The sequence below is a fragment of the Gordonia sp. VNK21 genome (genome assembly GCF_046098115.1).
Lineage (GTDB): Bacteria > Actinomycetota > Actinomycetes > Mycobacteriales > Mycobacteriaceae > Gordonia.
This window is the reverse complement of sequence record NZ_JBJURU010000007.1, coordinates 87,148-112,923: the sequence shown is the minus strand read 5'-3', so window position 1 is coordinate 112,923 and position 25,776 is coordinate 87,148. Positions and strand designations below refer to the sequence as shown.

29 protein-coding genes are annotated in these 25,776 nt (G+C 71.2%); 14 read left to right on the top strand and 15 right to left on the bottom strand.

What is annotated here, in order from left to right:
* Nucleotides 1–204: 204 nt before the first annotated feature.
* From ACJMNC_RS09455 to ACJMNC_RS09445, 3 genes are read right to left on the bottom strand one after another with little or no spacing between them, the layout of a single operon-like run.
* Nucleotides 205–1,635 carry a condensation domain-containing protein gene (locus ACJMNC_RS09455; protein ID WP_408947695.1) on the bottom strand — a complete coding sequence of 477 codons (1,431 nt, stop codon included), beginning with the start codon at nucleotides 1,633–1,635 and terminating at the stop codon, nucleotides 205–207.
* Nucleotides 1,636–1,651: 16 nt separating this feature from the next.
* Nucleotides 1,652–2,077 carry a SufE family protein gene (locus ACJMNC_RS09450; RefSeq protein WP_408947694.1) on the bottom strand — a complete coding sequence of 142 codons (426 nt, stop codon included), beginning with the start codon at nucleotides 2,075–2,077 and terminating at the stop codon, nucleotides 1,652–1,654.
* Nucleotides 2,078–2,087: 10 nt separating this feature from the next.
* Entirely contained in the window at nucleotides 2,088–2,984 is an 897-nt protein-coding gene (locus ACJMNC_RS09445; protein ID WP_408947693.1) for a sulfurtransferase, read from the bottom strand.
* Between the two features lie 156 nt (nucleotides 2,985–3,140).
* On the opposite strand from ACJMNC_RS09445, the gene ACJMNC_RS09440 reads away from it, so the two are divergent.
* Nucleotides 3,141–4,091, top strand: a complete 951-nt coding sequence (locus ACJMNC_RS09440; RefSeq protein ID WP_408947692.1) for a neutral zinc metallopeptidase — start codon at nucleotides 3,141–3,143, stop codon at nucleotides 4,089–4,091.
* Between the two features lie 176 nt (nucleotides 4,092–4,267).
* Nucleotides 4,268–5,200, top strand: coding sequence for a type IV toxin-antitoxin system AbiEi family antitoxin (locus ACJMNC_RS09435; RefSeq protein WP_408947691.1), 933 nt, complete (start codon nucleotides 4,268–4,270; stop codon nucleotides 5,198–5,200).
* 85 nt (nucleotides 5,201–5,285) lie between these two features.
* Here the strand turns inward: ACJMNC_RS09435 and ACJMNC_RS09430 are convergent, their stop codons facing one another.
* The 3 genes from ACJMNC_RS09430 to ACJMNC_RS09420 are packed head-to-tail and all read right to left on the bottom strand — an operon-like array spanning nucleotide 5,286 to nucleotide 7,818.
* Entirely contained in the window at nucleotides 5,286–5,939 is a 654-nt protein-coding gene (locus ACJMNC_RS09430) for a Maf family protein (protein WP_408947690.1), read from the bottom strand.
* Nucleotides 5,936–6,196, bottom strand: coding sequence for an acyl-CoA carboxylase subunit epsilon (locus ACJMNC_RS09425; RefSeq protein WP_408947689.1), 261 nt, complete (start codon nucleotides 6,194–6,196; stop codon nucleotides 5,936–5,938). The genes ACJMNC_RS09430 and ACJMNC_RS09425 overlap by 4 nt, the downstream gene beginning before the upstream one ends.
* A complete protein-coding gene (locus ACJMNC_RS09420; protein WP_408947688.1) occupies nucleotides 6,193–7,818 on the bottom strand; it encodes an acyl-CoA carboxylase subunit beta in 1,626 nt (541 codons plus the stop codon). Before ACJMNC_RS09420 ends, ACJMNC_RS09425 begins: the two co-directional genes overlap by 4 nt.
* 113 nt (nucleotides 7,819–7,931) lie before the next feature.
* Between ACJMNC_RS09420 and ACJMNC_RS09415 the strand changes: the two genes are divergently transcribed.
* Nucleotides 7,932–8,762 carry a biotin--[acetyl-CoA-carboxylase] ligase gene (locus tag ACJMNC_RS09415; RefSeq protein ID WP_408947687.1) on the top strand — a complete coding sequence of 277 codons (831 nt, stop codon included), beginning with the start codon at nucleotides 7,932–7,934 and terminating at the stop codon, nucleotides 8,760–8,762.
* 31 nt (nucleotides 8,763–8,793) lie between these two features.
* Here the strand turns inward: ACJMNC_RS09415 and ACJMNC_RS09410 are convergent, their stop codons facing one another.
* Nucleotides 8,794–9,384, bottom strand: a complete 591-nt coding sequence (locus ACJMNC_RS09410; protein ID WP_408947686.1) for a DUF6069 family protein — start codon at nucleotides 9,382–9,384, stop codon at nucleotides 8,794–8,796.
* Between the two features lie 127 nt (nucleotides 9,385–9,511).
* Between ACJMNC_RS09410 and ACJMNC_RS09405 the strand changes: the two genes are divergently transcribed.
* Genes ACJMNC_RS09405 through ACJMNC_RS09395 form a run of 3 tightly spaced genes read left to right on the top strand, consistent with a single transcriptional unit; the run spans nucleotide 9,512 to nucleotide 12,027 of the window.
* The gene (locus tag ACJMNC_RS09405) at nucleotides 9,512–10,027 is read left to right on the top strand and encodes a PH domain-containing protein (protein ID WP_408947685.1); all 516 of its coding nucleotides are present in this window, start codon (nucleotides 9,512–9,514) and stop codon (nucleotides 10,025–10,027) included.
* The gene (locus ACJMNC_RS09400; protein WP_408947684.1) at nucleotides 10,024–10,725 is read left to right on the top strand and encodes a response regulator transcription factor; all 702 of its coding nucleotides are present in this window, start codon (nucleotides 10,024–10,026) and stop codon (nucleotides 10,723–10,725) included. The genes ACJMNC_RS09405 and ACJMNC_RS09400 overlap by 4 nt, the downstream gene beginning before the upstream one ends.
* A 6-nt stretch (nucleotides 10,726–10,731) precedes the next feature.
* Complete coding sequence (locus ACJMNC_RS09395; protein WP_408947683.1) at nucleotides 10,732–12,027, top strand: ATP-binding protein; 1,296 nt, start codon at nucleotides 10,732–10,734, stop codon at nucleotides 12,025–12,027.
* Here ACJMNC_RS09395 and ACJMNC_RS09390 read toward each other — a convergent pair.
* Entirely contained in the window at nucleotides 11,999–12,559 is a 561-nt protein-coding gene (locus ACJMNC_RS09390; RefSeq protein WP_408947682.1) for a GtrA family protein, read from the bottom strand. The genes ACJMNC_RS09395 and ACJMNC_RS09390 overlap by 29 nt on opposite strands.
* A gap of 90 nt (nucleotides 12,560–12,649) precedes the next feature.
* Here ACJMNC_RS09390 and ACJMNC_RS09385 point away from each other — a divergent pair, with 90 nt between their 5' ends.
* From ACJMNC_RS09385 to ACJMNC_RS09375, 3 genes are all read left to right on the top strand, one after another.
* Nucleotides 12,650–13,888: a 5-(carboxyamino)imidazole ribonucleotide synthase gene (locus tag ACJMNC_RS09385; protein ID WP_408947681.1), complete on the top strand. Its 1,239-nt coding sequence runs from the start codon at nucleotides 12,650–12,652 to the stop codon at nucleotides 13,886–13,888.
* A 61-nt stretch (nucleotides 13,889–13,949) separates the two neighbouring features.
* A complete protein-coding gene (gene purE, locus ACJMNC_RS09380) occupies nucleotides 13,950–14,468 on the top strand; it encodes a 5-(carboxyamino)imidazole ribonucleotide mutase (RefSeq protein ID WP_408947680.1) in 519 nt (172 codons plus the stop codon).
* 7 nt (nucleotides 14,469–14,475) lie between these two features.
* Complete coding sequence (locus ACJMNC_RS09375; RefSeq protein ID WP_408947679.1) at nucleotides 14,476–14,943, top strand: DUF664 domain-containing protein; 468 nt, start codon at nucleotides 14,476–14,478, stop codon at nucleotides 14,941–14,943.
* Here ACJMNC_RS09375 and ACJMNC_RS09370 read toward each other — a convergent pair.
* The 5 genes from ACJMNC_RS09370 to ACJMNC_RS09350 are packed head-to-tail and all read right to left on the bottom strand — an operon-like array spanning nucleotide 14,910 to nucleotide 18,558.
* Complete coding sequence (locus ACJMNC_RS09370) at nucleotides 14,910–15,959, bottom strand: NAD(P)H-dependent flavin oxidoreductase (RefSeq protein ID WP_408947678.1); 1,050 nt, start codon at nucleotides 15,957–15,959, stop codon at nucleotides 14,910–14,912. The genes ACJMNC_RS09375 and ACJMNC_RS09370 overlap by 34 nt on opposite strands.
* Nucleotides 15,959–16,681 carry a GNAT family N-acetyltransferase gene (locus tag ACJMNC_RS09365; RefSeq protein WP_408947677.1) on the bottom strand — a complete coding sequence of 241 codons (723 nt, stop codon included), beginning with the start codon at nucleotides 16,679–16,681 and terminating at the stop codon, nucleotides 15,959–15,961. The genes ACJMNC_RS09370 and ACJMNC_RS09365 overlap by 1 nt, the downstream gene beginning before the upstream one ends.
* Nucleotides 16,671–17,438, bottom strand: a complete 768-nt coding sequence (locus ACJMNC_RS09360) for a dienelactone hydrolase family protein (RefSeq protein ID WP_408947791.1) — start codon at nucleotides 17,436–17,438, stop codon at nucleotides 16,671–16,673. The genes ACJMNC_RS09365 and ACJMNC_RS09360 overlap by 11 nt, the downstream gene beginning before the upstream one ends.
* 50 nt (nucleotides 17,439–17,488) lie before the next feature.
* Nucleotides 17,489–17,869, bottom strand: coding sequence for a nitroreductase family deazaflavin-dependent oxidoreductase (locus tag ACJMNC_RS09355; protein ID WP_408947676.1), 381 nt, complete (start codon nucleotides 17,867–17,869; stop codon nucleotides 17,489–17,491).
* Nucleotides 17,866–18,558: a Type 1 glutamine amidotransferase-like domain-containing protein gene (locus tag ACJMNC_RS09350; protein WP_408947675.1), complete on the bottom strand. Its 693-nt coding sequence runs from the start codon at nucleotides 18,556–18,558 to the stop codon at nucleotides 17,866–17,868. Before ACJMNC_RS09350 ends, ACJMNC_RS09355 begins: the two co-directional genes overlap by 4 nt.
* Before the next feature lie 75 nt (nucleotides 18,559–18,633).
* Between ACJMNC_RS09350 and ACJMNC_RS09345 the strand changes: the two genes are divergently transcribed.
* On the top strand, nucleotides 18,634–19,374 hold the full coding sequence (locus ACJMNC_RS09345) for a TetR/AcrR family transcriptional regulator (protein ID WP_408947674.1): 741 nt from the start codon (nucleotides 18,634–18,636) through the stop codon (nucleotides 19,372–19,374).
* 26 nt (nucleotides 19,375–19,400) lie between these two features.
* Nucleotides 19,401–20,573, top strand: coding sequence for an acyl-CoA dehydrogenase (locus tag ACJMNC_RS09340; RefSeq protein WP_408947673.1), 1,173 nt, complete (start codon nucleotides 19,401–19,403; stop codon nucleotides 20,571–20,573).
* Nucleotides 20,574–20,705: 132 nt separating this feature from the next.
* Here the strand turns inward: ACJMNC_RS09340 and ACJMNC_RS09335 are convergent, their stop codons facing one another.
* Together ACJMNC_RS09335 and ACJMNC_RS09330 are read right to left on the bottom strand one after the other, a co-directional pair.
* The gene (locus tag ACJMNC_RS09335; RefSeq protein ID WP_408947672.1) at nucleotides 20,706–21,428 is read right to left on the bottom strand and encodes a TIGR03089 family protein; all 723 of its coding nucleotides are present in this window, start codon (nucleotides 21,426–21,428) and stop codon (nucleotides 20,706–20,708) included.
* 48 nt (nucleotides 21,429–21,476) lie between these two features.
* A complete protein-coding gene (locus ACJMNC_RS09330) occupies nucleotides 21,477–23,276 on the bottom strand; it encodes an LCP family protein (protein WP_408947671.1) in 1,800 nt (599 codons plus the stop codon).
* Nucleotides 23,277–23,411: 135 nt separating this feature from the next.
* On the opposite strand from ACJMNC_RS09330, the gene rfbD reads away from it, so the two are divergent.
* The 3 genes from rfbD to ACJMNC_RS09315 form a co-directional block, all read left to right on the top strand.
* Nucleotides 23,412–24,308 carry a dTDP-4-dehydrorhamnose reductase gene (gene rfbD / locus ACJMNC_RS09325; RefSeq protein WP_408947670.1) on the top strand — a complete coding sequence of 299 codons (897 nt, stop codon included), beginning with the start codon at nucleotides 23,412–23,414 and terminating at the stop codon, nucleotides 24,306–24,308.
* A 9-nt stretch (nucleotides 24,309–24,317) separates the two neighbouring features.
* Nucleotides 24,318–25,208 (top strand): glycosyltransferase family 2 protein, encoded by an 891-nt coding sequence (locus ACJMNC_RS09320; protein ID WP_408947669.1) that lies wholly within the window; start codon nucleotides 24,318–24,320, stop codon nucleotides 25,206–25,208.
* A gap of 60 nt (nucleotides 25,209–25,268) precedes the next feature.
* On the top strand, nucleotides 25,269–25,776 hold a 508-nt coding region (locus ACJMNC_RS09315; RefSeq protein WP_408947668.1), incomplete at its 3' end, for an NDP-sugar synthase.

Genomic DNA, 25,776 nt, shown 5'->3' with positions numbered 1-25,776 from the left:
TGATCCGAGCCCGCGGGTAACGGGCCGTTGCTGGTGGACCGTTGCCGTCAGACACCGGTCACTGTCTTCTGCTGCCACCGCGGGCTTGATCCGCGCAGTGTGCGATACGGCCCCGGAGTGTAGGCGCCGTGATCTCCGGCACTCAGACTAACGCACCGAGCATCTGCTCTGTGCGACCGAGGGTCTGCATCTAGAACTGGTTATTTACCCGACCGCCGGGGTACTCGCGAGTAACGCGGCGAACTCCTGGAAAAAGGCCTGCAGAACCGGGGAGTGGGCGTGTCCGGGTGCGTCGCCGGGGTAGCGGCAGTGCAGCCGCAGGCCGGTCGGGGTGCGGTTGAACCAGATGTACACCTCGTCGTCGGCGTAGGAGTGGCTGCGCAGGGCCCGCGCCCCGCCGTCGTCGGCGATGTCGCTGGCCGGCACCATCCGGGTGTCCATGAACGACACGACGAACCGCGGCTCGGGCGAGAAGCCGAGCAGCTGCGACAGCCGGACCAGGGGCAGGGAGGCGCCGCTGCGGGTGCGGTCGAGGGCGAGCATGGCCCGGTCGAGGGCGGCGGCGAAGTCCGGATCGTCGGCCACGTCGATGCTGATCGGGGCCAGGCCGACGAACCAGCCGAGTGCGGTGTGCAGACGGGCGTGCTGGCGGGTGTGCCGGGGCATGACCGTGCGCATGGTCTCGGCACCGGACTGGTGGCGGTAGACGATCGCCAGCAGAGCGAGCAGGCCGCCGATGAGCGAGCCGCCGCGGGCGGTGCAGACCGACTCGAAGGAGCGGGTGGCGTCGTCGTCGAGCAGCATCGAGGTGATCGACAGCTGCGCCGGTCCGCGTTCGCTGGCCGGACTCAGCTCCGCCGGCACCGGCGCCGGGATCGGCTCGAACCGGGGCAGCCCGCCGCCGGCGAGGAACTCGTCCCAGACCGCGACGGCGGTGTGCCGCTCGTCGGCGTCGTCGGCGGCCACCCTTTCGCTGCCCGAGAAGTCGATGTAGCTGCCCGTCGAGCGCAGCTCGGGGGCGCGCCGGTCCCGGTGGGCCCGGTACAGCTCGCGCAGCTCGTGATGCGCGGTCACCAGCGAGTAGCCGTCGACCAGCGAGTGATCGGCGGCGAAGAGCAGGGTGAAGCTGTCGGCGCGGGCGACGGTGGCGAAGCGGTAGGCCGGCCAATGCAGGGGAGCGGTGACCCGGTCGAAGGAGCCCGCGATCTGCTCGAGGAGGATCGGGGTCTGCGCGTACCAGCCGATCCGGCTCATGGTGACCTTCACGGTGCCCGGGTCGGTGGTGTAGCGCGCGGTGCCGGTCCGGACGGTGCCGTCGGGTTCGGTGGTGTCGTCGACCACCACATGGGTGCGCAGCACCTCATGCCGGTTGATCCACGCGATCACCGTGGCCCGGACCGCGGGCACCGACATCGGTTCGTCGAATTCGGCCGTCAGGCCCAGCCAGGACTCGCGGCCGCCCGCTCGGCGGGTCCGCTCCCGGTACTCGAGCGCCGCCCGCAGATGCTGCTCGTGATTGTGGGAGGTCGGCCGCGGATCACGATGCCAGCTGCCGAGGCCGCCGGGCACCGAGGGCACCCACTCGACGAGGCCTCCGGGGCGGATGTCTGCGTCGAGAATCTGGATGAATTCCATTGCGCTGGTAGAGCTTTCAACCGGCGGTCTGCTCGGCGACCTGCCGCTTGATACGCATGAGCATGCCGGACATGCCGCGCAGACGCAGCGGCGAGACCACCGACGCCAGGTTCAGCGTGGAGGCGAAGTCGGAGGGCACCTCGGCGATCTCGGCGGCACTGGCGCCGTCGAGACCCTGGTGCAGGATCGACGCGAAACCGCGGGTGGTCGGGGCCTCCCGCGGTGCACTGAAGTACAGCCGGACCGCTGCCGGATCGGCCGCATCCACGGACAGGAAGATCGGCGACTGGCACTCCGGGACCGGCTCCATCGCCGCGGTCTGCAGATGCTCGGGCAGGTCGGGCAGATCGTCGGCGAACTCCAGGAGCAGGGTGGCCCTGTCCCGATCGTCGAGCGCGGCGAAGTCGTCGACGATCTCCTGAAGGGCTGGGGTCAGGGTCATCGCGGTAAGACTACTCCGCGGCCGGCGCGCCGTCCGGCTCCGGTCCGGTGACGATCGGGGCGCGCACGGAGTTGCCCCATTCGGTCCAGGAGCCGTCGTAGTTGCGGACGTTGGGGAAGCCCAGCAGGTGGGTCAGCACGAACCAAGTGTGGCTCGAGCGTTCGCCGATCCGGCAGTAGGCGATGGTCGGCGTCTGCGGATCCAGGCCCGCGTATACCTCTTCGAGTTCGGCGCGGGAACGGAACCGGCCGTCGGGGGCGGCGGCCTTGGCCCACGGGATGGAGATGGCCGTGGGGATGTGACCGCCGCGCAGCGCACCCTCCTCCGGGTAGTCCGGCATGTGGGTGCGCTCGCCGGTGTACTCCTGCGGGGAGCGCACATCCACCAGCGGCTCGCGGCCGATGGCCTCGCGCACCTCGGCGGCGAAGGCGCGGATGGGCGCATCGTCGCGGGTGACCACCGGGTAGTCGCTGCGCGGGTATTCGGGAACGTCGAACGAGGTCTCGCGCTGCTCGTTCATCCAGGCGTCCCGGCCGCCGTCGAGCAGGCGCACGTCGGGATGGCCGAAGAGGGTGAAAACCCACAGTGCGTAGGCCGCCCACCAGTTGCTCTTGTCGCCGTAGATCACCACGGTGTCGTCGCGCTCGATGCCCTTGCTGCGCATCAGCTCGGCGAACTGCTCGCCGTCGATGTAGTCGCGCACCGTCGGGTCGTTCAGATTCAGGTGCCAGTCCACCTTCTGCGCGGTGGGGATGTGGCCGATGTCGTAGAGCAGCACGTCCTCATCGGATTCGATGATCTTCAGACCCGGCGCGCCCAGGTGAGCTGAGAGCCAGTCGGCACTCACCAGTCGCTCGGGGTGGGCGTAGGCGGCGAAAGCCGGGTTCGGATCGAGTTCGACTGGCACTTTGCGTAGCTCCCAAGGTTTCGGATCGGGCGGTGTCACACGCAGCCCACCGGTGAGCTGTGCGTCTCCGGTGTCACAAGCATACGGCCCGATCCGCTGCAACGTGTGAATGACGTACCGGCGCAGTGCGACCGGCTTCTTGCTAGCTTTCATGCCATGACATCTGCCCTCACGCTGCGCCGTCGACGGAGAACGGGCGGCGCCGGCCGGCTCGCGGGCGCCGCCGTCGCACTGAGCGCCGTGGCGGCACTGCTGGCAGGTTGCACGGTCGACGGCTCGCCGCAGCGGGTGGTCAAGGGCGATCCGATCCGCTGCACCGAGGCGCAGTGCCCGACCCTCGAGGTCCCCGGCGTGACCCGGGTCGGCGAGAGCGGGGTGACCGACGGCAGCCAGAGCGCGGCGGTCACCACCTACCTGACCGCGGTGCTCGACGACCTCGACACGATCTGGGCGGACTGGTTCGGCCAGCTCAACATCGACGACGCGAGCACCGGCCGCAAGCTGATCGAGCCGGGCGCCACGTTCACCTCCGAATGCATGGACGAGGACGGCGCGTCGGAGGCGCTCACCAGCGACTTCCCCAACGCCTTCTACTGCTCGATCGACAAGCAGCCCGACGGCTCCGGCACCCTGCGCGTGGGCTCGGTGATCCTGCCGGTGCAGACCTTCGCCGACATCTGGGACGGCCGGCTGATGGGGCAGAGCGGGGTCATGCTCGGCGACTTCAGCGCCGCCACCATCGTCGCCCACGAATACGGGCACCACGTCATGTACCGGCTCGCCGAGGCCTACCAGATGACTGAGGACGAGAACTCGGCGCCGACCGGCAACAACGCCGAACTGCTCGCCGACTGCTTCGCCGGGAACTGGGCGGCCACCGTGTTCGCCCGGAAGGACCTGGGTGTCAAGGACATCGCCCAGGCGGTGGTGCTGATGGCCAGCGTCGCCGATCCCGGACCGGACATGGGCCACGGCACCATCACCGAACGCATCGGGGCGATGACGACCGGTTTCACCGGCGGCCAGTGGAGGGCCCAGCTGCCCCAGACCGGGCTGCCCGGGGTCTGCCTGGCCAAGTACTGGCCGCAGGCCCTCGGCACCGCCTGAGCCGATCTCCGGGCCGCGCGACACTCGAACGTCCGCGCTCCCGATCGACGGGGAGCGCGAGCATTCGAGTGTCGCGCGGTGTGACCGCGCAGGCGTCGATCGCGATCTGTGGACAGTGCCTGGGCCTGTGAACGGCGTGCTGGTCGGCGTCGCGGATCGGTGGTGCACTCGGGGGCATGAGGCTTCCGGTGAACGCCCAGGGCCTGCTCGTTCGCAGCAGTCTGCTCGACGCGGGGCACAGTCCGGCGGAGATCAACGCCCGGGTCCGCGCCGGCGACTGGCTGCCCGTCGCCCGGGGCATCTACCTGCCGGAAGCCGCGCTGAGTGAGGAGGAGCGGACCGTGGCCTGGCGGCGCCGCGCGGCGGTGTACCGCTACCGCTGCCTGGCGCAGGCGGCCGGCGGACCCGTGCTGAGTCACCAGTCGGCGGCCGCGGTGCTCCGGCTGGAGCTGCTCCGGCCCGATCTGACCAGGATCCATGTGCTGAGCGGCCGGCCCACCGGCGGGAAGATCCAGCGGCGGCGGCACATCCACGTCGGCGATGCGGGCGGGACCGAGGTGGAGGTCGACGGGGTCGTACTGACCGGCCCGGCACGGACGGCCGTCGACGTCGCCGCCGCCGGCACCTTCGCCCAGGCGCTGGCGGTCTTCGACGCCGCGTTGGCGCGCGGAGTGACCCGCGAGGAGCTGGCGGAGGTGCTTGAGCAGCGTCGCCGACCGGGGCACGCGCGGACCCGGTTCGCGCTGCAGCACGCCGACGGCCTGTCCGCCAACCCGGGCGAATCGTGGGGACGGGCCCAGATCATCGAGGCCGGCCTGCCCGTCCCGCGGATTCAGGTGCACTACGTGCTGCCCGACGGCAGCGACGCCTATACCGACTACGACTGGGAGGGCAGACTGGTCGGAGAGTTCGACGGCGTCGAGAAGTACACGCGGCTGCGGCGGCCCGGGGAGAGCGTCGCCGACGTGGTGCTCCGGGAGAAGCGCCGGGAGGACGGTCTGCGCGCACTGGGGCTGGACGTCACCCGCGCGATCATCGCCGACTTCGAGCACGATCGGTGGGTACCGCGGGTGCACGGACGTCTGGAACGGCTCGGCCTCCTCCGTTGAACGGCTTCGCGCGACATCCAGATGTTCGCGCTCCCGATCGACGGGGAGCGCGAACATCTGAGTGTCGCGCGCGGTCGAACGGTGGTTAGCGGGGCGACCAGAGGCTGGTGACGTCCACGCCGAGTTCGGCCAGCAGAGTGCGCACCAGCGGCAGACTGATGCCGATCACGCTCGACGGATCGCCGTCGATCCCGTCGAGCAGCCAGCCGCCCAGACCGTCGAGGGTGAAGGCGCCGGCCACCTCGAGCGGCTCGCCGGTGGCCACATAGCGGTCGATCACCGCATCCGGGACATCGGAGAAGAAGATCGCGGTCGACGCGCTGCGGGCGATCGCGCCGGTCACGGCGCCGCCGGCGAGCCGGGTGACGCAGTGCCCGGTCAGCAGATGCCCGGTGGTGCCGCGCATCCGCCGCCACTGGGCGGCCGCGGCCTCGGGGGTATGCGGCTTCCCGGAGAGCTCGCCGCCGAGCAGCAGCATCGAATCGCAGGTGAGCACCACGCCGTCGTCGGCGACCGCGGCCAGCGCCGGATCGGCGCTCGGGGCGAGCACCTCCGCCACCACCGCGTCGGCCTTGGCCTGCGCGAGCCGGGTGACGATCTGCGGCTCGGGCAGCCCGGCCAGTTCCTCGATCAGTGCATCCTCGTCGACGTCGGAGACCAGCACCAGCGGATCGAGCCCGGCATCGGTGAGCACCCGGCGCCGGGCCGGGGAGGCCGAACCGAGCAGGACCCGGGTCACCGGCCGTGGACGAAGCTGGTGGGCATCCCCCACGCCGGACGGAGGTAGTCCTCCGGACGGCCCCAGCGGTCCACCGGGCCGGCCTCGGCCGGGCCGCCGTCGCTGCTGCCGGCTGCGGCCATCACGGTCACCAGGGCGGCGAGCTCCACGTCGCTCGGATCGCCCTTGACGACCCGCAGGAACGGCTCCTTCGGCTTCTCATCGGCCATCGCAGCCTCCGGGTTCGGCGTCGGTGCGGTGTTCTGGTCGGCGCTCACAGCGGAATGTTCCCGTGCTTCTTGGGCGGCAGCTGGACGTACTTGCGTTTGAGCAGACGCAGGGCGTTGGCGATCTGGCCGCGGGTGTGGCTCGGCGGGATCACCGCATCGACGTAGCCGCGCTCGGCCGCCACGTACGGGTTCACCAGGGTGTCCTCGTACTCCTGCTGCAGTTCCAGGCGCAGCGCATCGACGTCCTCGCCGTTGGCCTCGGCCTCCTTGAGCCGGCCGCGGTAGACGAAGCCGACGGCGCCGGAGGCGCCCATGACCGCGATCTGCGCGGTGGGCCAGGCCAGGTTCACGTCGGCGCCCATGTGCTTGGAACCCATCACGTCGTAGGCGCCGCCGTAGGCCTTGCGGGTGATGACGGTGATCTTGCCGACGGTGGCCTCGCCGTAGGCGTACAGCAGCTTGGCGCCGCGGCGGATGATGCCGTTGTACTCCTGGTCCGTACCGGGCAGGAAGCCGGGAACGTCCACCAGCGTGATGATCGGGATGTTGAAGGCGTCGCAGGTCCGGACGAACCGGGCGGCCTTCTCCGAGGCGTTGATGTCCAGGCAGCCGGCGAACTGGGTGGGCTGATTGGCGACGATGCCGACGCTGCGGCCGTCCACCCGGCCGAAGCCGACGATGATGTTCCCGGCGTACTCGGCCTGCACCTCGAGGAACTCGTCGTCGTCGAGGATGTTCCGGATGACGTGGTGCATGTCGTACGGCTGATTCGGGGAATCCGGGATCAGCGTGTCGAGCTCGATGTCCTCGTCGGTGAGGTTGTCCTCGATGGCGCCGGGATGCGCCTGGGCCGCGAGCCGGGGCGCTTCGGCGCGGCTGTTGGACGGCAGGTAGCTGATCAGCTCCTTGACGTAGTCGAGGGCGTCCTCCTCGTCGGAGGCGACGTAGCTCGCGGTGCCGGACTTGGTCATGTGGGTGGTGGCGCCGCCGAGCTCCTCCTGGGTCACCTCCTCGCCGGTGACCGTCTTGATCACGTCCGGGCCGGTGATGAACATCTGGCTGGTCTTGTCGACCATCACGACGAAGTCGGTCAGCGCGGGGGAGTAGACGTGGCCGCCGGCTGCGGCGCCCATGATCAGCGAGATCTGCGGGATGACGCCGGAGGCGCGGACGTTGCGGTGGAAGATCTCGCCGTAGAGGCCGAGCGAGACCACGCCCTCCTGAATGCGGGCGCCGGCGCCGTCGTTGATGCCGATCAGCGGGCGGCCGGTCTTGATCGCCAGGTCCATCACCTTGACGATCTTCTCGCCGTAGACCTCGCCGAGGCTGCCGCCGAAGACGGTCGCGTCCTGGCTGAAGATGCAGACCTCGCGGCCGTCGATGGTGCCGTAGCCGGTCACCACGCCGTCGCCGAGCGGCCGCTTGTCGGCCAGACCGAAGTTGGTGCTGCGGTGCCGGGCCAGCGCGTCGAGCTCCACGAAGGAGCCCTCGTCGAGCAGGTGGGTGATGCGTTCGCGGGCGGTGAGCTTGCCCTTGGCGTGGGTGCGCTCGACGGCGGCCTCGCCGACCGGGTGTTCGGCGTCGGCCAGCCGATTGCGGAGGTCGGCCAGTTTGCCGGCCGTGGTGTGGATGTCGGGGGCGGCGTCATCGTCGCGGCGAGCTGTCGTCATAAACCGTCATGCTAACGAGAACCCTGTGAGCCGGGTCAAAGGGGGCATATATGAGTGTTTCCTCACATTGCATCGCCCGGGGCGTGATCGCGGCTGCGGCTACCCTCGACGGGGTGAGCGATGCAACCTCTGCCGACCGGTCCCTGCCCGATCAGACGGGCCTGGAACAGGCCCTGCGCGGTACGCGCTGGCGCCGGATCGAGGTGGTGGCCGAAACCGGATCGACCAACGCCGATCTGGCGGCCCGGGCCGACGCCGGTGAGGACCTGGACGGGCAGGTGCGCATCGCCGGCTTCCAGTCGGCCGGCCGGGGGCGGCACGCGCGGCTCTGGCAGACCCCGCACGGGCAGATCGCGGTCTCGGCGGGGGTCGCGGTGAGGCCGGACCAGTTGCCGGCGATCGGCTGGCTCTCGCTGCTGACCGGTCTGGCCGCGGCCGAGGCGGTGCTGCAGGTGACCGGGGTACGTCCCGACCTGAAGTGGCCCAACGACGTGCTGGCGCCCTCGACGGCGGCCGGCGCCGGCAAGAAGCTGGCCGGGATCCTCAGCGAATTCCATCCGGCCGGTGACAGCGGAGGCGGGGCGGCGATCATCGGGACCGGCCTGAACCTGGATCTGACCGGGGCCGAGCCGCCGATCGAGACGGCCGCCTCGCTGCGCGAGCTGGCCGGAGCGCCGGTCGATGCGACGGAACTGACCGCGGCGTACCTGCGGGCGCTGTCCGAGCGGCTGGTCCGCTGGCCGCACGACCTGCCCGGGCTGGCCGCGGACTATCGGGCCGCCAGCGCCACCTTGGGCCGGCAGGTGCGGCTGATCCTGCCCGGTGACCGCGAGGTGGTCGGCGAGGCCGTCGACATCGACGACGAGGGCCGCATCGTGGTCGATGCGTCCGGCCAGACGGTGGCGGCCGCCGCCGGTGACGTGACGCACCTGCGGGCGGTCTGAACGCCGCCGATGCGCGGCCGTCCGTAGCGGGTCAGTTGCGGCGGCGGCTGTGGCTGCCCATCGTCGGGATCAGGATCAGCACCGGCACGCCGATGCACAGGTGCAGGATGGCGGTGCCGATGCCCTTGGAGATCTCCTCGGAGGCGGCCAGCGGAATGATCACGGCGGCGGCGATCAGCAGGCCGACGATCCACCGGTAGAAGGCGTCCGGGGCGGGAGTGGCCAGCTGCAGCACGTACCAGAGCGCACCGGCGAACAGTGCGGTCAGGAAGCCGACCAGCGCGAACCAGTACTCGCTCTGGTCGAGCGGATTCCAGATGCCCAGCTGCCCGGACTCGGTGACCTTGTTGCTGACGGTCCGCACGATCCAGGCGACCAGCCAGGCTGCCAGACCGGTGACCACGCCGGTGGCGAGCACCCCGCCGGAGAACAGCACCGGATCGATGTCCGGGCCGCGCCGGGCGGCCGGCCGCTTCGACTGCTGCGGGGCAGGCCGGTAGGCGCCGGTCTGCTCGTCCGGGTAGCCGGAATAGGCCTGGCCCTGGGTGTAGGCCTGGTTCTGGGTGTACGCCCGAGTCTGCGGGTTCTGACGATTCGGATCGCGCGGGTCTCGGTAGGTCATGCTCGGCCTTCTCGTTTCTGGTGACGGACCGCCGGGGCGGCGTCACAGTGGTCGGGGCGGCGGGTTCGGTCCGAGTCTACCGGCGCACGCCACCGCCCCGGAGTGCTCGGCGATTACGCTGATGCGCATGGCATACCCGCGGGAGAACCTCGCACCCGGCGAAACAGTGGTGGTGCACCGCCATCCGCACTGGAAGGGCCTCGTCGCTCCGATTCTGCTGTTCTGGCTGGTGACCGCGGTGTGCGGGATCCTGCTCGGGCTGCTGCACGGGGCGGATCTGGACTCGACCGCCCGCACCTGGCTGACCGTCCTGATCGTGGTGGTGTGGGCGCTGGCCACCCTCTGGTGGCTGGTGCGCCCGCTGGTGGCCTGGCGCACCACGCACTTCGTGGTGACCGACCGGAGGGTGATCTACCGCAACGGGATCCTGACCCGCTCGGGTATCGACCTGCCGATCAGCCGGATCAACACCGTCGAGTTCTCGCACAGCCTGATCGACCGGATGCTGCGGACCGGTTCGCTGGAGATCCAGTCGGCGTCCGACGATCCGCTGGTCTTCATCGACATCCCGCGCGTCGAGTCCGTGCACGCGCTGCTCTACGAGCAGCTGCTGGAGGAGGACGAGGAGGACTTCCGCCGATGACCTTTCCGCCGACCGCCCCCACCGGTGCGGTACTGCTGGCCGAGGACGATCCGGCGATCGCGCAGCCGCTGGCCCGGGCCCTGATCCGCGAGGGCAACGACTGTCAGGTGGCGCAGACCGGACCGGAGGCCCTGGAGCTGGCGCGCTCGGGCAGCTACGGGCTGCTGATCCTGGATCTGGGGCTGCCCGGAATGGACGGCCTCGAGGTGTGCCGCCGGATCCGGGCCGAACGCCCGCAACTGGCGGTGCTCATGCTCACCGCCCGGACCGACGAGGTGGACTTCGTGGTCGGCCTCGATGCCGGTGCCGACGACTACGTGGGCAAACCCTTCCGTCTGGCCGAACTGCTGGCCCGGGTCCGGGCCCTGCTGCGGCGCAGCGGCGGCGCGGACGACGTGGTGCTCGACAGCGGCGACATCCAGCTCGATGCGCGGGCGCGACGGGTGGTGGTCGACGGCGCCGAACTGACCCTGGCCAACCGGGAGTTCGATCTGCTGCGCTGCCTGATGGAACGTCCAGGGCAGGTGCTCAGCCGCGACGAGATCATGACCGAGGTGTGGGGATCGACGGACCTGCGGTCGTCGAAGACCCTGGACATGCACATCTCCTGGATCCGGCGGAAGATCGGCGACGATCAGCCGGACAAGCGCAAGCACATCGCCACCGTGCGCGGTGTGGGCTTCCGCTTCGACCCGTAGACCGCCGTGCGCCAGCGCATCCTGAAGACGATGATCGCCTCGCTGATGGCGATGATCGTGCTGCTCGGCGTGCCGCTGACCGCGCTCACCTGGGTGTGGATCTCCGAATCGGCACGGCAGGATCTGTCCACCCGGCTGCTCACCGTGAGCGAGCACGTGCTCTCCGAGGAGGCCGCCGGACGGCTCGCCGGGCCGGAGGACCTGGATCTGGAGCAGTTCCACCTGCTGCTGCCCCGGAACGGGCGGCTGACCCTGGACTCGCCGGCCGGGCCGCAGTCGATCGGCGGCGAGATCGACGGCGCCCGGCTCAGCGAATCGGTGGCGCTCGGTTCCGGTGCGACCCTGACCCTGTCGATCCCGCAGTCCGACGTGCGGCCCACCCAGTGGCTGGCGGTGGGGGTGCTCGCGGTGGTCATGCTCGGCGCGGTCGGCGGCGGCGCCCTGGTGGCGGTGCTGACCGCCCGGCGGCTGACCGAACCGCTGACCCAGGTGGCCGGCCGGGCCGCGGCGATGGGCCGCGGCGATCTGAGCACGGCGTGGCCGCAGTACGGGATCGACGAGCTCGACCGGGTGTCGGCGGCGCTGGCGCGGGCCAACGCCGAGATCACCCAGCGGCTCGAACGCGAACGGCAGATCATCGGCGACGTCTCCCACCAGCTGCGCAGCCGGCTCACCGCGATCCACCTGCGACTCGACGAGCTGACCCTGCATCCCGATCCGGAGGTGGTGGCCGAGGCCGAGGCCGGCGTCGATCAGGTCGAGCGGCTGGCCGCCGAACTCGACGAGCTGGTGATCGCCTCGCGGGAGGAGACGGTGCCGCAGACCGACATCGACGTGCAGGCGGTGGTACGGACCCTGGTGGCCGACTTCGCCCCGGCGTACGCGGCGGCGGGCCGTCGGCTGCGCGCGCGGTTCGACGGCCCGTCGGTGCCGGTGGCCGGCCAGCCCGGGCGGCTGCGCGAGGCGCTCAGCGTGCTGATCGACAATGCGCTCAATCACGGGGCCGGCACCACCACGGTGCGCGTCGATCAGCTGCCGTCGGCGGAGATGGTGCGCGTGCGGGTGAGCGACGAGGGCGCCGGGGTGCCCGACGAGCTGGCCGACGGGATCTTCCGTCGGGGCGTGTCCGGGGACCGCCGCACCGGAGTGGGTCTGTCACTGGCCCGGGCGCTGATCGAGGCGGACGGCGGCCGGCTGGATCTGACCTCGCGGCGGCCGCCGGTCTTCGCGATCGTCGCCCCGGCCGGGGGCCGGGGGCCGGACTCGGGCGCGATCAGGCGTGTCCGAGTTCCTCATCGGTGAGTTCGTCCGGGCTCGGATCCAGGTCGGTGGAGCCGCCCGGGCCGCCGGGCGGTTGCGCCTCCGGGAAGGCGAAACGTCGCAGCGCCCAGAACCGGAAGGCCATCTGCAGCAGGTTGCCCAGGATGAAGGCGAGGAGGAAGTCCACCACGGCCAGCTCGAGCTTGCCGAGGTTGTGGCGCATGTCGAAGACGTTGTTGCCGAGCCAGAGCGGGGCGGCGGCCAGCAGGACGCCGATGCCGCTGATCGCGAAGAAGAGCAGCGCCTCGTGGGTGCGCTCGCGGCCGCCCCGGTTCTTGAACGCCCACTCCCGGTTGAGGATGTAGCTGAGGATCGTCGCGATGACCCCGGAGATGATGCGGGCGACCACCGGCTTCTGATCGAGCACGGTGAACACGAGCGTGTAGTAGATGACCGTGTCGACGACGAAGGTGGTGCCGCCGACGATCGCGAACTTGATGAGTTCACTGTGCTTCATCAACAGCCGATGGATCGGCGTGGGCAGCGCTGAGACGAGCCCGTCAATGGTTGGCACAAGGAGTCAGTGTACGGAACGAGTGCGCGCAGACCGGAATCCGTGGTGGCGGATGTCGGCCACGCCACCCCGGCATGCCAGGATTGACCCGTGACTTCCAGCTCGCCACACCAGACCGGGATGCCCACCGTCACCATGATCGGTGGTGGGCAGCTCGCCCGGATGACGCACCAGTCGGCGATCGCGCTCGGCCAGTGCCTGCGGGTCCTCGCCGGGTCTCCGGACGAGCCCGCCGCGCAGGTCAGCGCCGACGTGGTGCTCGGCTCGCACGATGTGCTCGAGGATCTGCTGCGGGCGGCGGACGGGTCGGTGGCGCTGACCTTCGATCACGAGGGGGTGCCGCTCGAGCATCTGCAGGCGCTCGAGGCGCGCGGGGTGGCGGTGCGCCCGCCGTCGGCGGCCCTGCACTTCGCGCAGGACAAGCTGGCGATGCGGCTGCGGCTGCGCGAGCTGGGACTGCCGGTGCCGGCCTTCGTGGACCTGTCCGGTCCGGTGGAGCAGGCCCGCGCGGAACTGGTGGCGTTCGGCGAGCAGCAGGACTGGCAGATCGTGATCAAGGCGGTGCGCGGCGGCTACGACGGCCGTGGCGTCTGGCTGATCGACGGCGACCGGGAGTCCGCGCTGAGCGTCTTCGACCAGCACAGCGGTGCGGCCACGGTGCTGATGGCCGAGCAGAAGGTGGCGATGGCCCGCGAGCTCTCGGCGATGATCGCCCGCTCCCCGCACGGTCAGGGTGCGGCCTGGCCGGTGGTCGAGACCATCCAGCGCAACGGACAGTGCGCGGTGGTGCTGGCGCCGGCACCGGACCTGGATCCGGAGGTGGCCGAGCAGGCCCAGCAGATGGCTCTGAGGCTGGCCGACGAGCTCGGCGTGGTCGGCGACATGGCGATGGAGCTGTTCGAGACGACCGACGGACGGCTGGTGGTGAACGAGCTGGCGATGCGGCCGCACAACAGCGGGCACTGGACCATGGACGGCGCCGTCACCTCGCAGTTCGAGCAGCATCTGCGCGCGGTGCTCGACTATCCGCTGGGGGAGACCTCGGCCACGGCCGGGGTGGTGGTGATGGCCAACATCCTCGGTGCCGAGCGGACCCCGGCGATGGCGATGGACGAGCGGCTGCATCATCTGATGGCGCGGATGCCCGAGGCCAAGGTGCACCTGTACGGCAAGGGCGAGCGCCCCGACCGCAAGGTGGGACACGTCAACATCGTCGGCCGTCCCGGACAGTCGCTCGCCGAGGTGCGCGAGCGCGCCGAACGTGCCGCGCACTGGATGAGCCGCGGGGAGTGGACCGACGGCTGGGATCCGCACGCCGAAGCGAACTGAACGGCCGGGCGAACTGAACGGCCGTGCGAACTGAACGGCCGAGCGAACTGATCGGAGAGACATGGCAACGACGACGACCCCCGCCCCCCGGGTGGGACTGATCATGGGCAGCGACTCGGACTGGCCGGTGATGGAGCCGGCGGCGCTGGCGCTCGCCGAGTTCGGGGTGCCCTTCGAGGTGGGGGTGGTCTCCGCGCACCGCACCCCGCAACGGATGCTCGACTACGCCGCGGGGGCGGCCGCCCGCGGCATCTCGGTGATCATCGCCGGCGCCGGCGGTGCGGCGCACCTGCCGGGCATGGTGGCCGCCGCCACGCCGCTGCCGGTGATCGGTGTGCCGGTGCCGCTGAAGTACCTCGACGGCATGGATTCGCTGCTCTCGATCGTGCAGATGCCGGCCGGTGTGCCGGTCGCCACGGTCTCGATCGGCGGCGGCCGCAACGCGGGCCTGCTGGCCACCCGGATCCTGGGCGCCGGCGACCCGGCCCTGCAGCAGGCCATGGAACGCTTCCAGGCCGACCTGGAGGAGACCGTGCTGGCCAAGGACGAGAATCTGCGGCGTTCGCTGCTCGAGGACTGACGCAGCCGTGCCGCACGAGGCTCTCGAGACCGCCTGCCTGACGATCGTCGGGGAGATCCTCGACGACATCGCCGCGGCCCTCGACGACTGCGACGACGCCACGGTCAACGCCCGGCCCGAGGTGCCGGGAGTGAACTCGGTGTACGCCCTGGTCGCCCACCTCGACGGGGTGGTGGCCGACTGGGGCGGGAACCTGGTGGCCGGTGAGACGCTGGCACGGGACCGGGATGCGGAGTTCGCCGCGGTGGGCACCGTCGACCAGGCGCGGGACCTGCTGTCCCGGATCCGTGAGCGGCTGCCGCGCTATGTGCACCGCGCGCTCACCGAGGGCATCGCCGCGCCGACGGCCATCGCGTCGACCCGGACCGACGCCGCCGACTCGTCACCGGAGTTCGTGGTGCTGCACCTGCTGCGCGAGCTGGCCCAGCACACCGGTCAGCTTCAGGTGTGCCGGGACGTGGTGACCGGGCCCTGACCGGGAGCCGGGCTCAGACCGGCGATCACCTCGGCCGCCGGGACCGCGCGGGCATTGCGGAAGCCGGTGCCGGCCCACAGGTTGATCACCTGCGGATCGTCCGAGCCGGCTCGGCGGATCGGTCCGGTGAGGGTGTTGACCTGGGGGAAGAGCGCGGGAGCGAGGTCGCTGTAGTCTCGGATGAAGGCGTTGAGCAGGCCGCGCGCCAGCCGGCCGGAGTAGGCGCGGGTGGTGACCGTCTCGGTGAACTGCGGATCGGCGAGGGCATCCCGGTGCGCCTGGCGGGTACCGGCCTCCGGGCAGCGCAGCAGCAGGGTGCCGATCTGCGCGGCGACCGCACCGGCGTCGAGCAGGGCCTGCACGTCCTCCCGGCTGCCGACGCCCCCGGCGCCGACGGTGGGCAGACCGGTGGCCTCGATGGTGCCGGCCACCAGGTCGGCGGTGCTCACCTGCGGGTCGTCGTCGGCGATGTGGAAGGTGGCGCGATGGCCGCCGGCCTCGATGCCCTGCGCGCACAGCGCCAGTACGCCCGCGCCGGAGGCGCGCTGGGCTTCACGGACGCTGGTGACGGTGCCGATGGTGAGGATGCCGGCCTCGGTGAACCGTCTGATCGTCGCCCGCGACGGCACGTCGAAGGTGAACGAGACGGCGTCGACGTTCATCGCCAGCAGCAGCTCGATCTTGGCGTCGAAGTGGTCGTCGGAGTAGGCGACGGTCTCGGGGAGTTCGGCGCCGACCCGGTCGGCGACCAGCTGCAGCAGATCCCGGTACTCGGCGAACGCCGCCTCGTCGAACGGGATCTCCTCGGGGACGAAGAGATTCACCCCGAACGGGCGGTCGGTGGCCGCACGGACGGCGGTGATCTGCTCGCGCAGGGTCTCCAGACTCAGGTAGGTGCCGGCCAGCATGCCGAAGCCGCCGGCCTCGCAGACGGCGGCGGTCAGTTCCGGGGTGGACGGTCCGCCGGCCATCGGGGCGCCGACGATCGGAACCTCGAGCGTGGACAGGTCGAACATCAGATCTCCTTCTCCGGACGTCCCCGGGGAACCCGGACGATGTCCAGAGTGACCGAAGACCGCAGGTGGAAGCCGAGCCCCTCGTAGAGCCGGCGGGCCGGATTGCCGGCCGAGGTGTGCAGGAAGGGACGATCGCTGCGGTCGACGATGCCGGCGCCGACGGCCCGCACCAGGCGGGTCGCCAGACCCCGGCCCCGGGCATCGGGGTGCACGCAGACCGCGCTGATCTCGGTCCAGCCGGGGGGACGGGCGCGTTCGCCGGCCATGCCCAGCAGCCGTCCGTCGGCCGGATCCCGGTAGCCGAGGTAGCGGCCGAGTTCGACCGTCCGCGGCAGGAACGGGCCCGGATCGGTGAGGCGGACCAGTTCCGTCATCTCCGGGACGTCGGGCTCGCCGAGTTCGACCAGTCCGGCATCGTGGGAGGTGCTCAGCTGCTCGCCCGTGTACTGGACCATCTCGAAGGACTCGAGCAGCTCCCAGCCGTCGGGCAGCGGCGTGCGGCGCTCCCGCAGCCCGACGGTGCCGCCGGGACCGGCCAGGGCGGCCAGATCCGCGTAGGCGGCGTCGCCGAGCTCGACCGGATGCGCGTAGAACACCGAGACGTCGCGCAGATAGGCGATCGCCGTGCCGTGCGAGCGGGCGAAGGCGCCCTGGCGTCCGCGCAGGGCGGTGCCGAACGGGTCGTCGAGGGGGTGCCCTCCCGGTGCGCGATCAGGCGACATCGAGTTTGGTCCGGAAGAACTCCAGGACTCGGTCGAGAGTGTCGCGGGTGGGCTGGCCCGGCTCGTCGATCAGATGCTCGGTCAGCACCGAATGCGGTGGGATGGCGGCATCCGGATTGGCTGTGTCGTCGGGAAGCTCGACGGCGAGGAAGGCATCGCCGAGCTCGCGGCGCAGGAAGTCGAACCGGCCGCCGGGGGACATGAGGTCGCCCTCGAACCGGGCGCCGAGCACCTGAAGTCCTTTGCCGCAGCGCACTTTCACCGTCTCCAGGTCTGCGGCGCTGATGTCGATGGTGTTGCGCCGTCCGGGCGTGATGCCCAGGGGCAGGGAGGGCTGGGAGAGCACCGGCGCGAGCATCCGGTCGTCGACGGCCATCGCCAGGGCGAAGCCGCCGGTCAGGCACATGCCGACCGCGCCGACGCCCGGGCCGCCGCATTCCTCGTGCGCCTTCGCGGCCAGTGCCCGCAGCCAGCGCACCACCGGCGAGGACTTGCCGGTGGCCAGGACGGTGAACTCGCGGGAGACGCAGACCTTGCCGAGCGCCTTGACGGCGACGCCGGCGGCGCGCGGCATGTCCGTGACGCCCGTCGGGTTCACGTCGGCGCCGTCGGTTCCGAACAGCGAGGGCAGATAGACGGTGCAGCCGGCGGCGGCGACCCGCCGCGCGAAGTCGATCACCTTCGGCGTGATCCCGGGGATCTCGGCGATCACGATCACCGCCGGGCCGGTGCCGAGCCGGTAGTAGCGGTGGCTCATGCCCTCGGCTTCGAAGACCGCGGCGTCGAAGCCGGCCAGGGCCGGGGCGGTCACCGCCGGCCCCCGGCGATGCGCCCGTAGAGCACCCCGTCCAGACCCCGCCCCAGATACCGGGCGAGGCCGACGATGTCCGGGGAGTCCGGCGGAACGATCCGCGCGCCGGTCACGGTCAGCCGGCTGCCCGCGCGGACCAGGGTGAACTCGCCGGCCGCCAGCACATTGCGCACCCAGTCGCTCTCGGTGCCGTACACCAGCGGGATCGAGAGCTTGCCGCCCTCGACCCAGGCCAGCACCGGGGTGGAGTACTGCGTGCCGGATCGGCGGCCGACGTGCTCGACGACGGCCCAGGGCGGCAGCTTGTCCGCCCACAGGCGCTGCAACGGGTTGGCGACGTATTTGTTCGCGGTCGCGACGAAACGGGGCACCTTCATGGTTCCAGTCTCGCATCGTCGGCGGGAAGGTCACCCCGAGTCGGGCGTCGCGGGTCGTCGGGCGAGGCGACGAGCTGCGCGGCGGCACCGCTGACCAGCAGGGCCTGATCGTCGTCGATGAACGCCAGCGTGTAGCGGCCGGCGTACTCGGCGCGGATCCGGTCGAAGACCGGCGGGGGATAGCCGGGGATGCGGCCGTCGGCGTGGGGGACGGGGACGGCGTCGATCAGACCGAGCTCGCGGTGGTCGGTCAGCCCCGGGGCGAGCCCGGGATCGTCGAGCAGGGTCACCGGCTCGGCGCTGGGACCGGCGATCACCGCCCCGGCCGACAGACCGAGGTAGGGCAGGCCCGCACGCACCCGGTCGGCGAGCACCTCGCGCATGTCGTGACGGGCCAGCGCCTCGAGCAGCACGAAGGTCTCGCCGCCGCAGACGTACACCGCGTCGGCGCCGTCGAGCGCGCGGGCGAACTCGTCCGCCGAGCCGAGCGTCCCGGCGGTGATCGCGGTGACCGCGCAGCCGAAGCCCTCGAGGCGCTCGCGCTCGTACTGGGAGAAGTTGGGCTCCCCGAGCACCCGGGCGGCGTCGTCGATCATCACCACCGCGACCGGTCCGGCACCCGGGCGGGTGTGCGCGGCCAGGAATCCGGGCACCGCGCCGGCGCCCCAGGACAGCAGCAGCAGGTTCATCGAGACCCGATGGTAGGCCGGGGAGCGGGCGGATGCGGGCCGGCGCCGCCGCGGGGATGCGCCATACTGGCAACCATGGCTACGACCGATCAGGTGAGCGCCGACCCGGGGGCGTTCCGCATGCAGGTGGTCGCCGAGTCCATCCGGCTCTTCGCCGCGCAGGGGTACGAGGCGACGACGGTCGACGAGGTGGCCGCGGCCGCCGGGGTGTCGCGGCGCACTCTGTTCCGGCAGTTCCACTCCAAAGAGGACCTGATCTTCGCCGACCACGAGTCGCTGCTCGAGCAGGTCGGCGAACTGCTGACCGGTGCGGCCCCAGGCGATGATCCGTGGTGGTCGGTGTGTGCGGCGGCCGAACTGGTCTTCGCGCATTTCCACGCCAACCGGGAGCTCGCGGTCCGGCGCTACCGGGTGGTCGCCGATGTCGCCGCGCTGCGCGACCGGGAACTGGTCACCACCTACCGCTACCAGCGCCTCTTCGAGGATCACCTGCGCAGCCGGCTGCCCGCGGTGCGCCCGGTGCAGATCGTGGCCTATGCCGCGGCGGTCACCGGCGCGCACAACTTCCTGCTGCGCTCGATGCTGCGCGGCGATCCGGGTGCCGACGCGGCGACGCTGCGCGGTGAGCTGGTCCGGCTGCATCGGGCGGCCGTGGCCGAACCCGGCGCCGCCGGTGCGGAGATCGCCGTCGTCAGCTATCCGGCCGGCACCAGCCCGGAGGCGATCGCGGAGGCGGTTCGCAGCCAACTGACCCAATTGACTGGCACGCCGTGCCATGATGGACTGAAACAAGCAGAAACTCGCGGCACTCGGTGACACGCCGGGGCAGATAAGGAGAGATCATGGCGAGCAAGTTCGGCAATCCCGATTTCGACCTCTTCCAGCTTCCGGAGGAGCACCAGGCGCTGCGCGAGGCCATCCGCGCGCTCGCCGAGAAGGAGATCGCCCCGCACGCGAAGGACGTGGACGAGAACGCCCGCTTCCCCGAGGAGGCGCGCACCGCGCTGGTGGCCAACGGCTTCAACGCCATCCACGTCCCGGAGCAGTTCGAGGGCCAGGGCGCAGACTCGGTCGCCGCCTGCATCGTCATCGAAGAGGTGGCCCGCGTGGACGTCTCGGCTTCGCTGATCCCGGCCGTGAACAAGCTCGGCACCATGGGCCTGATCCTCTCGGGCGACGACGCGCTCAAGTCCACCGTGCTGCCGTCGATCGCCTCCGGTGAGGCGATGGCCTCCTACGCGCTCTCCGAGCGTGAGGCCGGCTCCGACGCCGCCGGCATGAAGACCCGGGCCCGCAAGGACGGCAACAACTGGGTGCTCAACGGCTCCAAGTGCTGGATCACCAACGGCGGCCAGTCCACCTGGTACACCGTGATGGCGGTGACCGACCCCGAGAAGCGCGCCAACGGCATCTCCGCGTTCATGGTCCACAAGGACGATCCCGGCTTCACCGTCGGACCGCTCGAGCACAAGCTGGGCATCAAGGGCTCGCCGACCGCTGAGCTGTACTTCGAGGACTGCACCATCCCCGAGGATCGCATCATCGGCGACGAGGGCACCGGCTTCAAGACCGCGCTGGCCACCCTCGATCACACCCGCCCGACCATCGGCGCCCAGGCCGTCGGCGTGGCGCAGGGTGCACTCGACGCGGCCATCGAATACGTCAAGGACCGCAAGCAGTTCGGCAAGTCCATCAGCACGTTCCAGGGCGTCGAGTTCATGATCGCCGACATGGCGATGAAGGTCGAGGCCGCACGGCTGATGGTCTACAGCGCCGCCGCCCGCGCCGAGCGCGGCGAGTCCAACCTGGGCTTCATCAGCTCGGCCTCGAAGTGTCTCGCCTCGGACGTCGCGATGGAGGTGACCACCGATGCCGTGCAGCTCTTCGGCGGCGCCGGCTACACCACCGACTTCCCGGTGGAGCGGATGATGCGTGACGCCAAGATCACCCAGATCTACGAGGGCACCAACCAGATCCAGCGCGTGGTGATGAGCCGCGCCCTGCTGCGCGGCTGACATCTCCCCGGTCACCGGCCCCGCCGGTATCGGACACACGACTCCCGCGGACCGCTCCGGTCCGCGGGAGTCGTAGTCTGTGCGGGATCGGCCCAGGAGAGATCAGCCCAGGAGAGATCAGCGCAAGAGAGATCAGCGCAGGATCAGGTCGGCGTTCTCCGTGCCGGCGATCGCGGCGAGCCGCTCGTCGTCGTCGGTGCCGCCGACCCAGACCAGGGAGGCGCCGGTGAGCAGGGGAGCGAGCAGCGCGGTGACGATGCCGTCGGCGGTCCGCCACTCCCGGGTCGACAGCACCCGCGCACCCGCGGTGATCGCATCGGCGCCGGCCACCGCCCGGGCGGCGTCGGCCACCTCGGACAGCGGCCGCGCGCCGAGGGCGGCGGCGCCGCTGCCGGCCGGGACGAACCGGTCGCCGTGCGCGCGAATGGCGGTGCCGAAGTCGTCGACGCCCACCGGCAGCTGCGGGGCGCCCATCGCGAACGGGTCCAGCGGCACCACGATCAGCGGGTCGGCATCGGGGTACCGGTCGATCCGGTCCGCAGCGGTGAAGACGGGGGCGGCCACATCGGGGGCGGGCTCGTCGTCGAGCCGCACCTGCAGGCCGGCCCACCAGGCGCCGAGCAGCACCGCGGCGCTCTGCCAGTGTTCGGGAAGGTCCACCTGCACCGGGTCGCCGGGGGCGGCCATGGTCTCGTCGCGCAGGTAGTTGCCGATCTTGGCCGCCCAGTTGCCCAGGGTGGCCGCCGAGAGCTCGGTGCGCTCGCCGGTGCTCTCGTTGTAGTAGGTGAGCAGCGGGCGGGCCGGATCGGCCACCGCGTCGAGGATCATGCCGGTCAGGGTCTGCGCGCTCGTCATGACTCCATCATGCGTGCCGGCCGGCCGGATGATCACCGCGGGGCGTGCTCAGTTGACGCAGACCGGGCCCTTGGTGTCGGCCTTGATGGCCGGCTGGGCTGAGGCGGAGGCCTTGGCCGCCCCGCTCGGCGAGGCGCCGTCGTTGGTGTTCTCGCCCTGGTCGCCGGTGTTCCAGATGGCGCCCATGCCGGTGTAGGTGTTGGTCAGGACGGCGCGCAGCTTGTCGCCGGGCAGCGACGAGTCCTCCCGGATGGCGATGTTGCCGCCGAGGTCCTTGGCCAGTTGCTTGGCGGCATCGGAATCGGGGTCCTTGGCGAAGATCAGCGAGTCGAACTCGTCCATCGGCTCGTTGGACAGCTCGCCCTCCTTCCAGCCCTTGCCACCCAGCAGACCTGCGACGTTGGCGGCCAGTCCGTCGACGGTGCCGGCGTTGGTCACGTCGACGGTGGTGTCCGAGCGGACGTCGGAGGAATCGTTGCGGGACTCCTTGCCGAGCTCCTTGTCGACGAAGGTGTGCACCTGCTGCGGATCCACCTCGACCACCGACTGCATGCCGTCGTCGCTCCAGCCGTGCTCGGTGACCACCGGGATGGTGCTGAACTTGACGCTGCCGCCGGTCAGATCCTTCAGCCGGTCGGCCAGCGAGATGATGTCCCAACCGTCGTCGATGACCACCGAGCGGCTCATCGCCTGTTCGAGCTCCTTGAGCTTGCCCGGATTGGTCAGTGTGGAGGTGGAGAGGACCTTCTGGGCCAGGGCGGCCATGAAGACCTGCTGGCGGGTGATGCGGTCCAGGTCGCCGCGCGGCAGATCGTGCCGCTGGCGGACGAAGCTCAGCGCCTTGGGACCGTTGAGGGTCTGCGTGCCCTTGCGGAACCGCGCGCCCGAGAGCGGTTCGCGCACAGCGGCTTTGAGGCAGACGGGGACGCCGCCGACGGCATCGGTGAGCAGGGCGAAGCCGAGCAGACCCACCTCGGCGTAGTGATCGACGGTGACGCCGGTGAGATTGCCGACCGTCTCGATCAGTGTCTTGCGGCCGGCTTTGGCGCCGTCGGCCTCGGCCTGCTTCTCGCTCTCGCCGGACTCCACCGCTCGCCGGCGCACCCCTTCTTTGGTGGTGCCGTAGGCGGCGTTGATCTTGCTCATGCCCAGCCCCGGGACGTCGACGTAGGAATCGCGCGGGATGGAGATGGCGGTCGCGGCGCTGCCGTCCTTGGGGATCCGGATGAGCAGGATGGTGTCGGTGGAGGTGGTGATCTCGTCGCCCACCCGGAGCCACTTGAGCTCCTCCTCGCTGAGCGGGTTGCCCTTCGCGTCCAGCCGCGAGTCGGTGCCCACCAGCAGGATGTCCAGCGCGCCGTCGGACCCGCCGCCGCCCAGATCGAGGCCGCCGAGCAGGGTCACGCTGGAGTTGAGCGAGCGCAGCTGCGACCAGCCGTATCCGGTGACCACCAGGGCGGCGACGGTGAGCAGGGCCACGATCGCCCGGCCCAGGTTGGCCAGCGACCGGGGCCGCCGGCGGACCGTGGTGGCGAGGGTTCCGGCCGAGTTCAGCAGGCCGCGTGCGCCCGTGCCCGCAGCCTTGCCGAGGGCGGCCAGATCGCTCTTGAGGGTGCGGTGGCCGGTTGCGCCGGCGGCCGGGCGCGCGGCGGAATCCGTGCGGCGGGGCCGCGTGTGGATCTCGGCGGAGGTGCGCCGGGTGGTGCGGCGACTGCGGGTGTCGACCGGCGCCGGCCGCCGGCGGCCGCGCTCGTCTCCTGAGGCCCCGGAGCGGCGGTCATCCGGTTGACCTGCTGCGGAGCGGGCGGTACGAGCTCGGCGCTCGTGGCCCTCGCGACGCTGATCCACCCTGACCCGTTCCCTTCGCTGTTGCTTGTGTGACACGTGTGAAATTCACAGTACCGGCGCCGCGGCGCACGGCGGGGGAGGCGGCGCCGGTGTCGCGCAGGTCGGCGGCCCCGGGCATGCGGCACCATGGTCGCCATGAACGATCTGCGTGTGTACATCGTCGGAGCCGCCGGACAGCTCGGCCGGGCTCTGGCGGCCACCAGGCCGGCGGCCGTGCAGGCGGTGCCGCTCACCTCGGCGGAGATCGACGTCACCGATCCGCTGTCGGTGGCCTCGGCGCTGGCCGGCGTCCGGGCCGGGGACGTGGTGATCAACGCCGCCGCCTACACCGACGTCGACGCCGCCGAAACCGAGGTGGCCGCGGCCACCGCGGTCAACACCGCCGGTCCGGGGAACCTGGCCCGGATCACCGCCGCGGCCGGGGCGCGCCTGGTGCACGTGTCCACCGATTACGTCTTCACCCCGGAACCCGGCCGCGACAGGCCCTTCGAGCCCGGCGAGGTGGCCGCCGACGCGCAGCCGGCCACCGTCTACGGGGCGACTAAACTGGCCGGGGAGCGGCTCGCCTCGGCGGTGGATCCTGACGCGGTGATCGTGCGCACCGCCTGGGTGTTCACCGGGAGCCCGGGGGCGGGCGACTTCGTGGCCACGATGCGCCGGCTCGAGGCGGAGAGGGAGACGATCTCGGTGGTCGACGACCAGCTCGGATCGCCGACCTACGCTCCCGACCTGGCGGCCGGGCTGTGGGAACTGGCCGGACTCGCACCGGCGCACTACCCGGCCGGCGCCGTGCTGCACGCCACCGGCGGCGGCCAGGGCACCTGGTTCGACCTGGCCCGTGCGGTGTTCGCCGGGCTGGGCGCCGATCCGCAGCGGGTGCAGCCGTGCACCACCGCCGACTTCCCGCGGCCGGCGCCGCGGCCGGCGTACTCGGTGCTCTCCGGGGCGTCGTGGGCGGCGGCGGGCCTCACACCGCTGCGTGACTGGCACGAGGCCGTCGCCGCCGCACTGGCCGATGCGGGCGTTGGTTAACCTATGGCGGTGACTTCCCAGCCAGCAGGCGAGACGGCCGAGCCCGTCATCGGCGTGGTGACCGTGACGTTCTCGTCGGGCGACTATCTGCGCAACTTCCTCGACACCCTCGCCTCGGCGACGACGGCGCGGGTGCAGGTGGTGGTGGCCGACAACGGCTCCGACGACGGCGCCCCCGAGCGCGCCGCGCAGCGCGACAACGTGACCCTGGTCCGCACCGGCGGAAACATCGGCTACGGCGCCGCGGTCAACCGCGGTGTGGCCGAGCTCCCCGGGGACGTCGAACTGATCGTGGTGGCCAACCCGGACATCGAGTGGGCGCCCGGCGCCCTCGACGAGCTGCTCGCGGCCGCGCAGCGATGGCCGCGCGCCGGCAGCCTCGGACCGCTGATCCTCGAACCGGACGGCGCGGTGTACCCGTCGGCGCGACGCGTCCCGGACCTGGTCTCCGGCAGCGCGCACGCGGTCCTGGGCAGCGTGTGGCCGGGCAATCCGTGGACGGTGGCCTACCGCAACGAGAACGACGACGCAGGCGAACGGCCGGTGGGCTGGCTCTCCGGCTCGTGCCTGCTGCTGCGGCGCACGGCGTTCGAGGGCGTCGACGGCTTCGACTCCCGGTACTTCATGTTCTTCGAGGACGTCGACCTCGGCGACCGGCTCACCCGGGCCGGCTGGCTGAACGTCTTCGTGCCGACGGCGCGGGCCACCCACGCCAAGAGTCACTCGGTGTCCCGGCACCCGGAGAAGATGATCCCGGCGCACCATGCGAGCGCCTACCGCTTTCAGGCCGACCGGCATCGCGGGCCGCTGTGGTCGCCGGTGCGTCTGGCCCTGCGGGCCGGACTGGCGGCCCGCTCCCGGCTGGCGGTGGCCGCCGCACGGCGCGAACAGCGTTCCTGATCCCGCCCGCATCCGGGCATGCGCGCATGCGCAGACGAGTAGACGACGAAAGGTTGTTCCGTGGCACCTGCAGTGCAGGCTCTGATCCTGGTGGGCGGCAAGGGAACCCGTTTGCGGCCGCTGACCCTCTCGGCGCCCAAACCGATGCTTCCTACCGCCGGTGTGCCGTTCCTGACTCACCTGCTGACCCGCATCCGCCAGGCCGGCATCACCGACGTGGTACTGGGCACCTCGTACCAGGCGGAGGTCTTCAGCGAGTACTACGGTGACGGCTCCGAACTGGGGATGACGCTCACCTACGTCACCGAGAAGGATCCGCTGGGCACCGGCGGCGGCATCCGCAACGTCTACGACGTCCTCACCGCCGACACCGTCCTGGTCTTCAACGGCGACGTGCTCGGCGGCACCGACGTGCGCGAGGTGCTCACCACCCACCAGAACTCCGGGGCCGAGGTCACCCTGCACCTGGTCCGGGTGAGCGATCCGCGGGCCTTCGGCTGCGTCCCGACCGACGCCGACGGCCGCGTCACCGCCTTCCGCCGGCAGCCGCAGCCAGCCCTGCGTCGGC

Coding starts and splice junctions, on each gene's coding strand:
- ACJMNC_RS09455 (WP_408947695.1), bottom strand. CDS start 1,635: ATGGAATTCATCCAGATTCTCGACGCAGACATCCGCCCCGGAGGCCTC.
- ACJMNC_RS09450 (WP_408947694.1), bottom strand. CDS start 2,077: ATGACCCTGACCCCAGCCCTTCAGGAGATCGTCGACGACTTCGCCGCG.
- ACJMNC_RS09440 (WP_408947692.1), top strand. CDS start 3,141: ATGACATCTGCCCTCACGCTGCGCCGTCGACGGAGAACGGGCGGCGCC.
- ACJMNC_RS09435 (WP_408947691.1), top strand. CDS start 4,268: ATGAGGCTTCCGGTGAACGCCCAGGGCCTGCTCGTTCGCAGCAGTCTG.
- ACJMNC_RS09420 (WP_408947688.1), bottom strand. CDS start 7,818: ATGACGACAGCTCGCCGCGACGATGACGCCGCCCCCGACATCCACACC.
- ACJMNC_RS09410 (WP_408947686.1), bottom strand. CDS start 9,384: ATGACCTACCGAGACCCGCGCGATCCGAATCGTCAGAACCCGCAGACT.
- ACJMNC_RS09405 (WP_408947685.1), top strand. CDS start 9,512: ATGGCATACCCGCGGGAGAACCTCGCACCCGGCGAAACAGTGGTGGTG.
- ACJMNC_RS09400 (WP_408947684.1), top strand. CDS start 10,024: ATGACCTTTCCGCCGACCGCCCCCACCGGTGCGGTACTGCTGGCCGAG.
- purE (WP_408947680.1), top strand. CDS start 13,950: ATGGCAACGACGACGACCCCCGCCCCCCGGGTGGGACTGATCATGGGC.
- ACJMNC_RS09370 (WP_408947678.1), bottom strand. CDS start 15,959: ATGTTCGACCTGTCCACGCTCGAGGTTCCGATCGTCGGCGCCCCGATG.
- ACJMNC_RS09365 (WP_408947677.1), bottom strand. CDS start 16,681: ATGTCGCCTGATCGCGCACCGGGAGGGCACCCCCTCGACGACCCGTTC.
- ACJMNC_RS09360 (WP_408947791.1), bottom strand. CDS start 17,438: ATGAGCCACCGCTACTACCGGCTCGGCACCGGCCCGGCGGTGATCGTG.
- ACJMNC_RS09355 (WP_408947676.1), bottom strand. CDS start 17,869: ATGAAGGTGCCCCGTTTCGTCGCGACCGCGAACAAATACGTCGCCAAC.
- ACJMNC_RS09350 (WP_408947675.1), bottom strand. CDS start 18,558: ATGAACCTGCTGCTGCTGTCCTGGGGCGCCGGCGCGGTGCCCGGATTC.
- ACJMNC_RS09345 (WP_408947674.1), top strand. CDS start 18,634: ATGGCTACGACCGATCAGGTGAGCGCCGACCCGGGGGCGTTCCGCATG.
- ACJMNC_RS09340 (WP_408947673.1), top strand. CDS start 19,401: ATGGCGAGCAAGTTCGGCAATCCCGATTTCGACCTCTTCCAGCTTCCG.
- ACJMNC_RS09335 (WP_408947672.1), bottom strand. CDS start 21,428: ATGACGAGCGCGCAGACCCTGACCGGCATGATCCTCGACGCGGTGGCC.
- rfbD (WP_408947670.1), top strand. CDS start 23,412: ATGAACGATCTGCGTGTGTACATCGTCGGAGCCGCCGGACAGCTCGGC.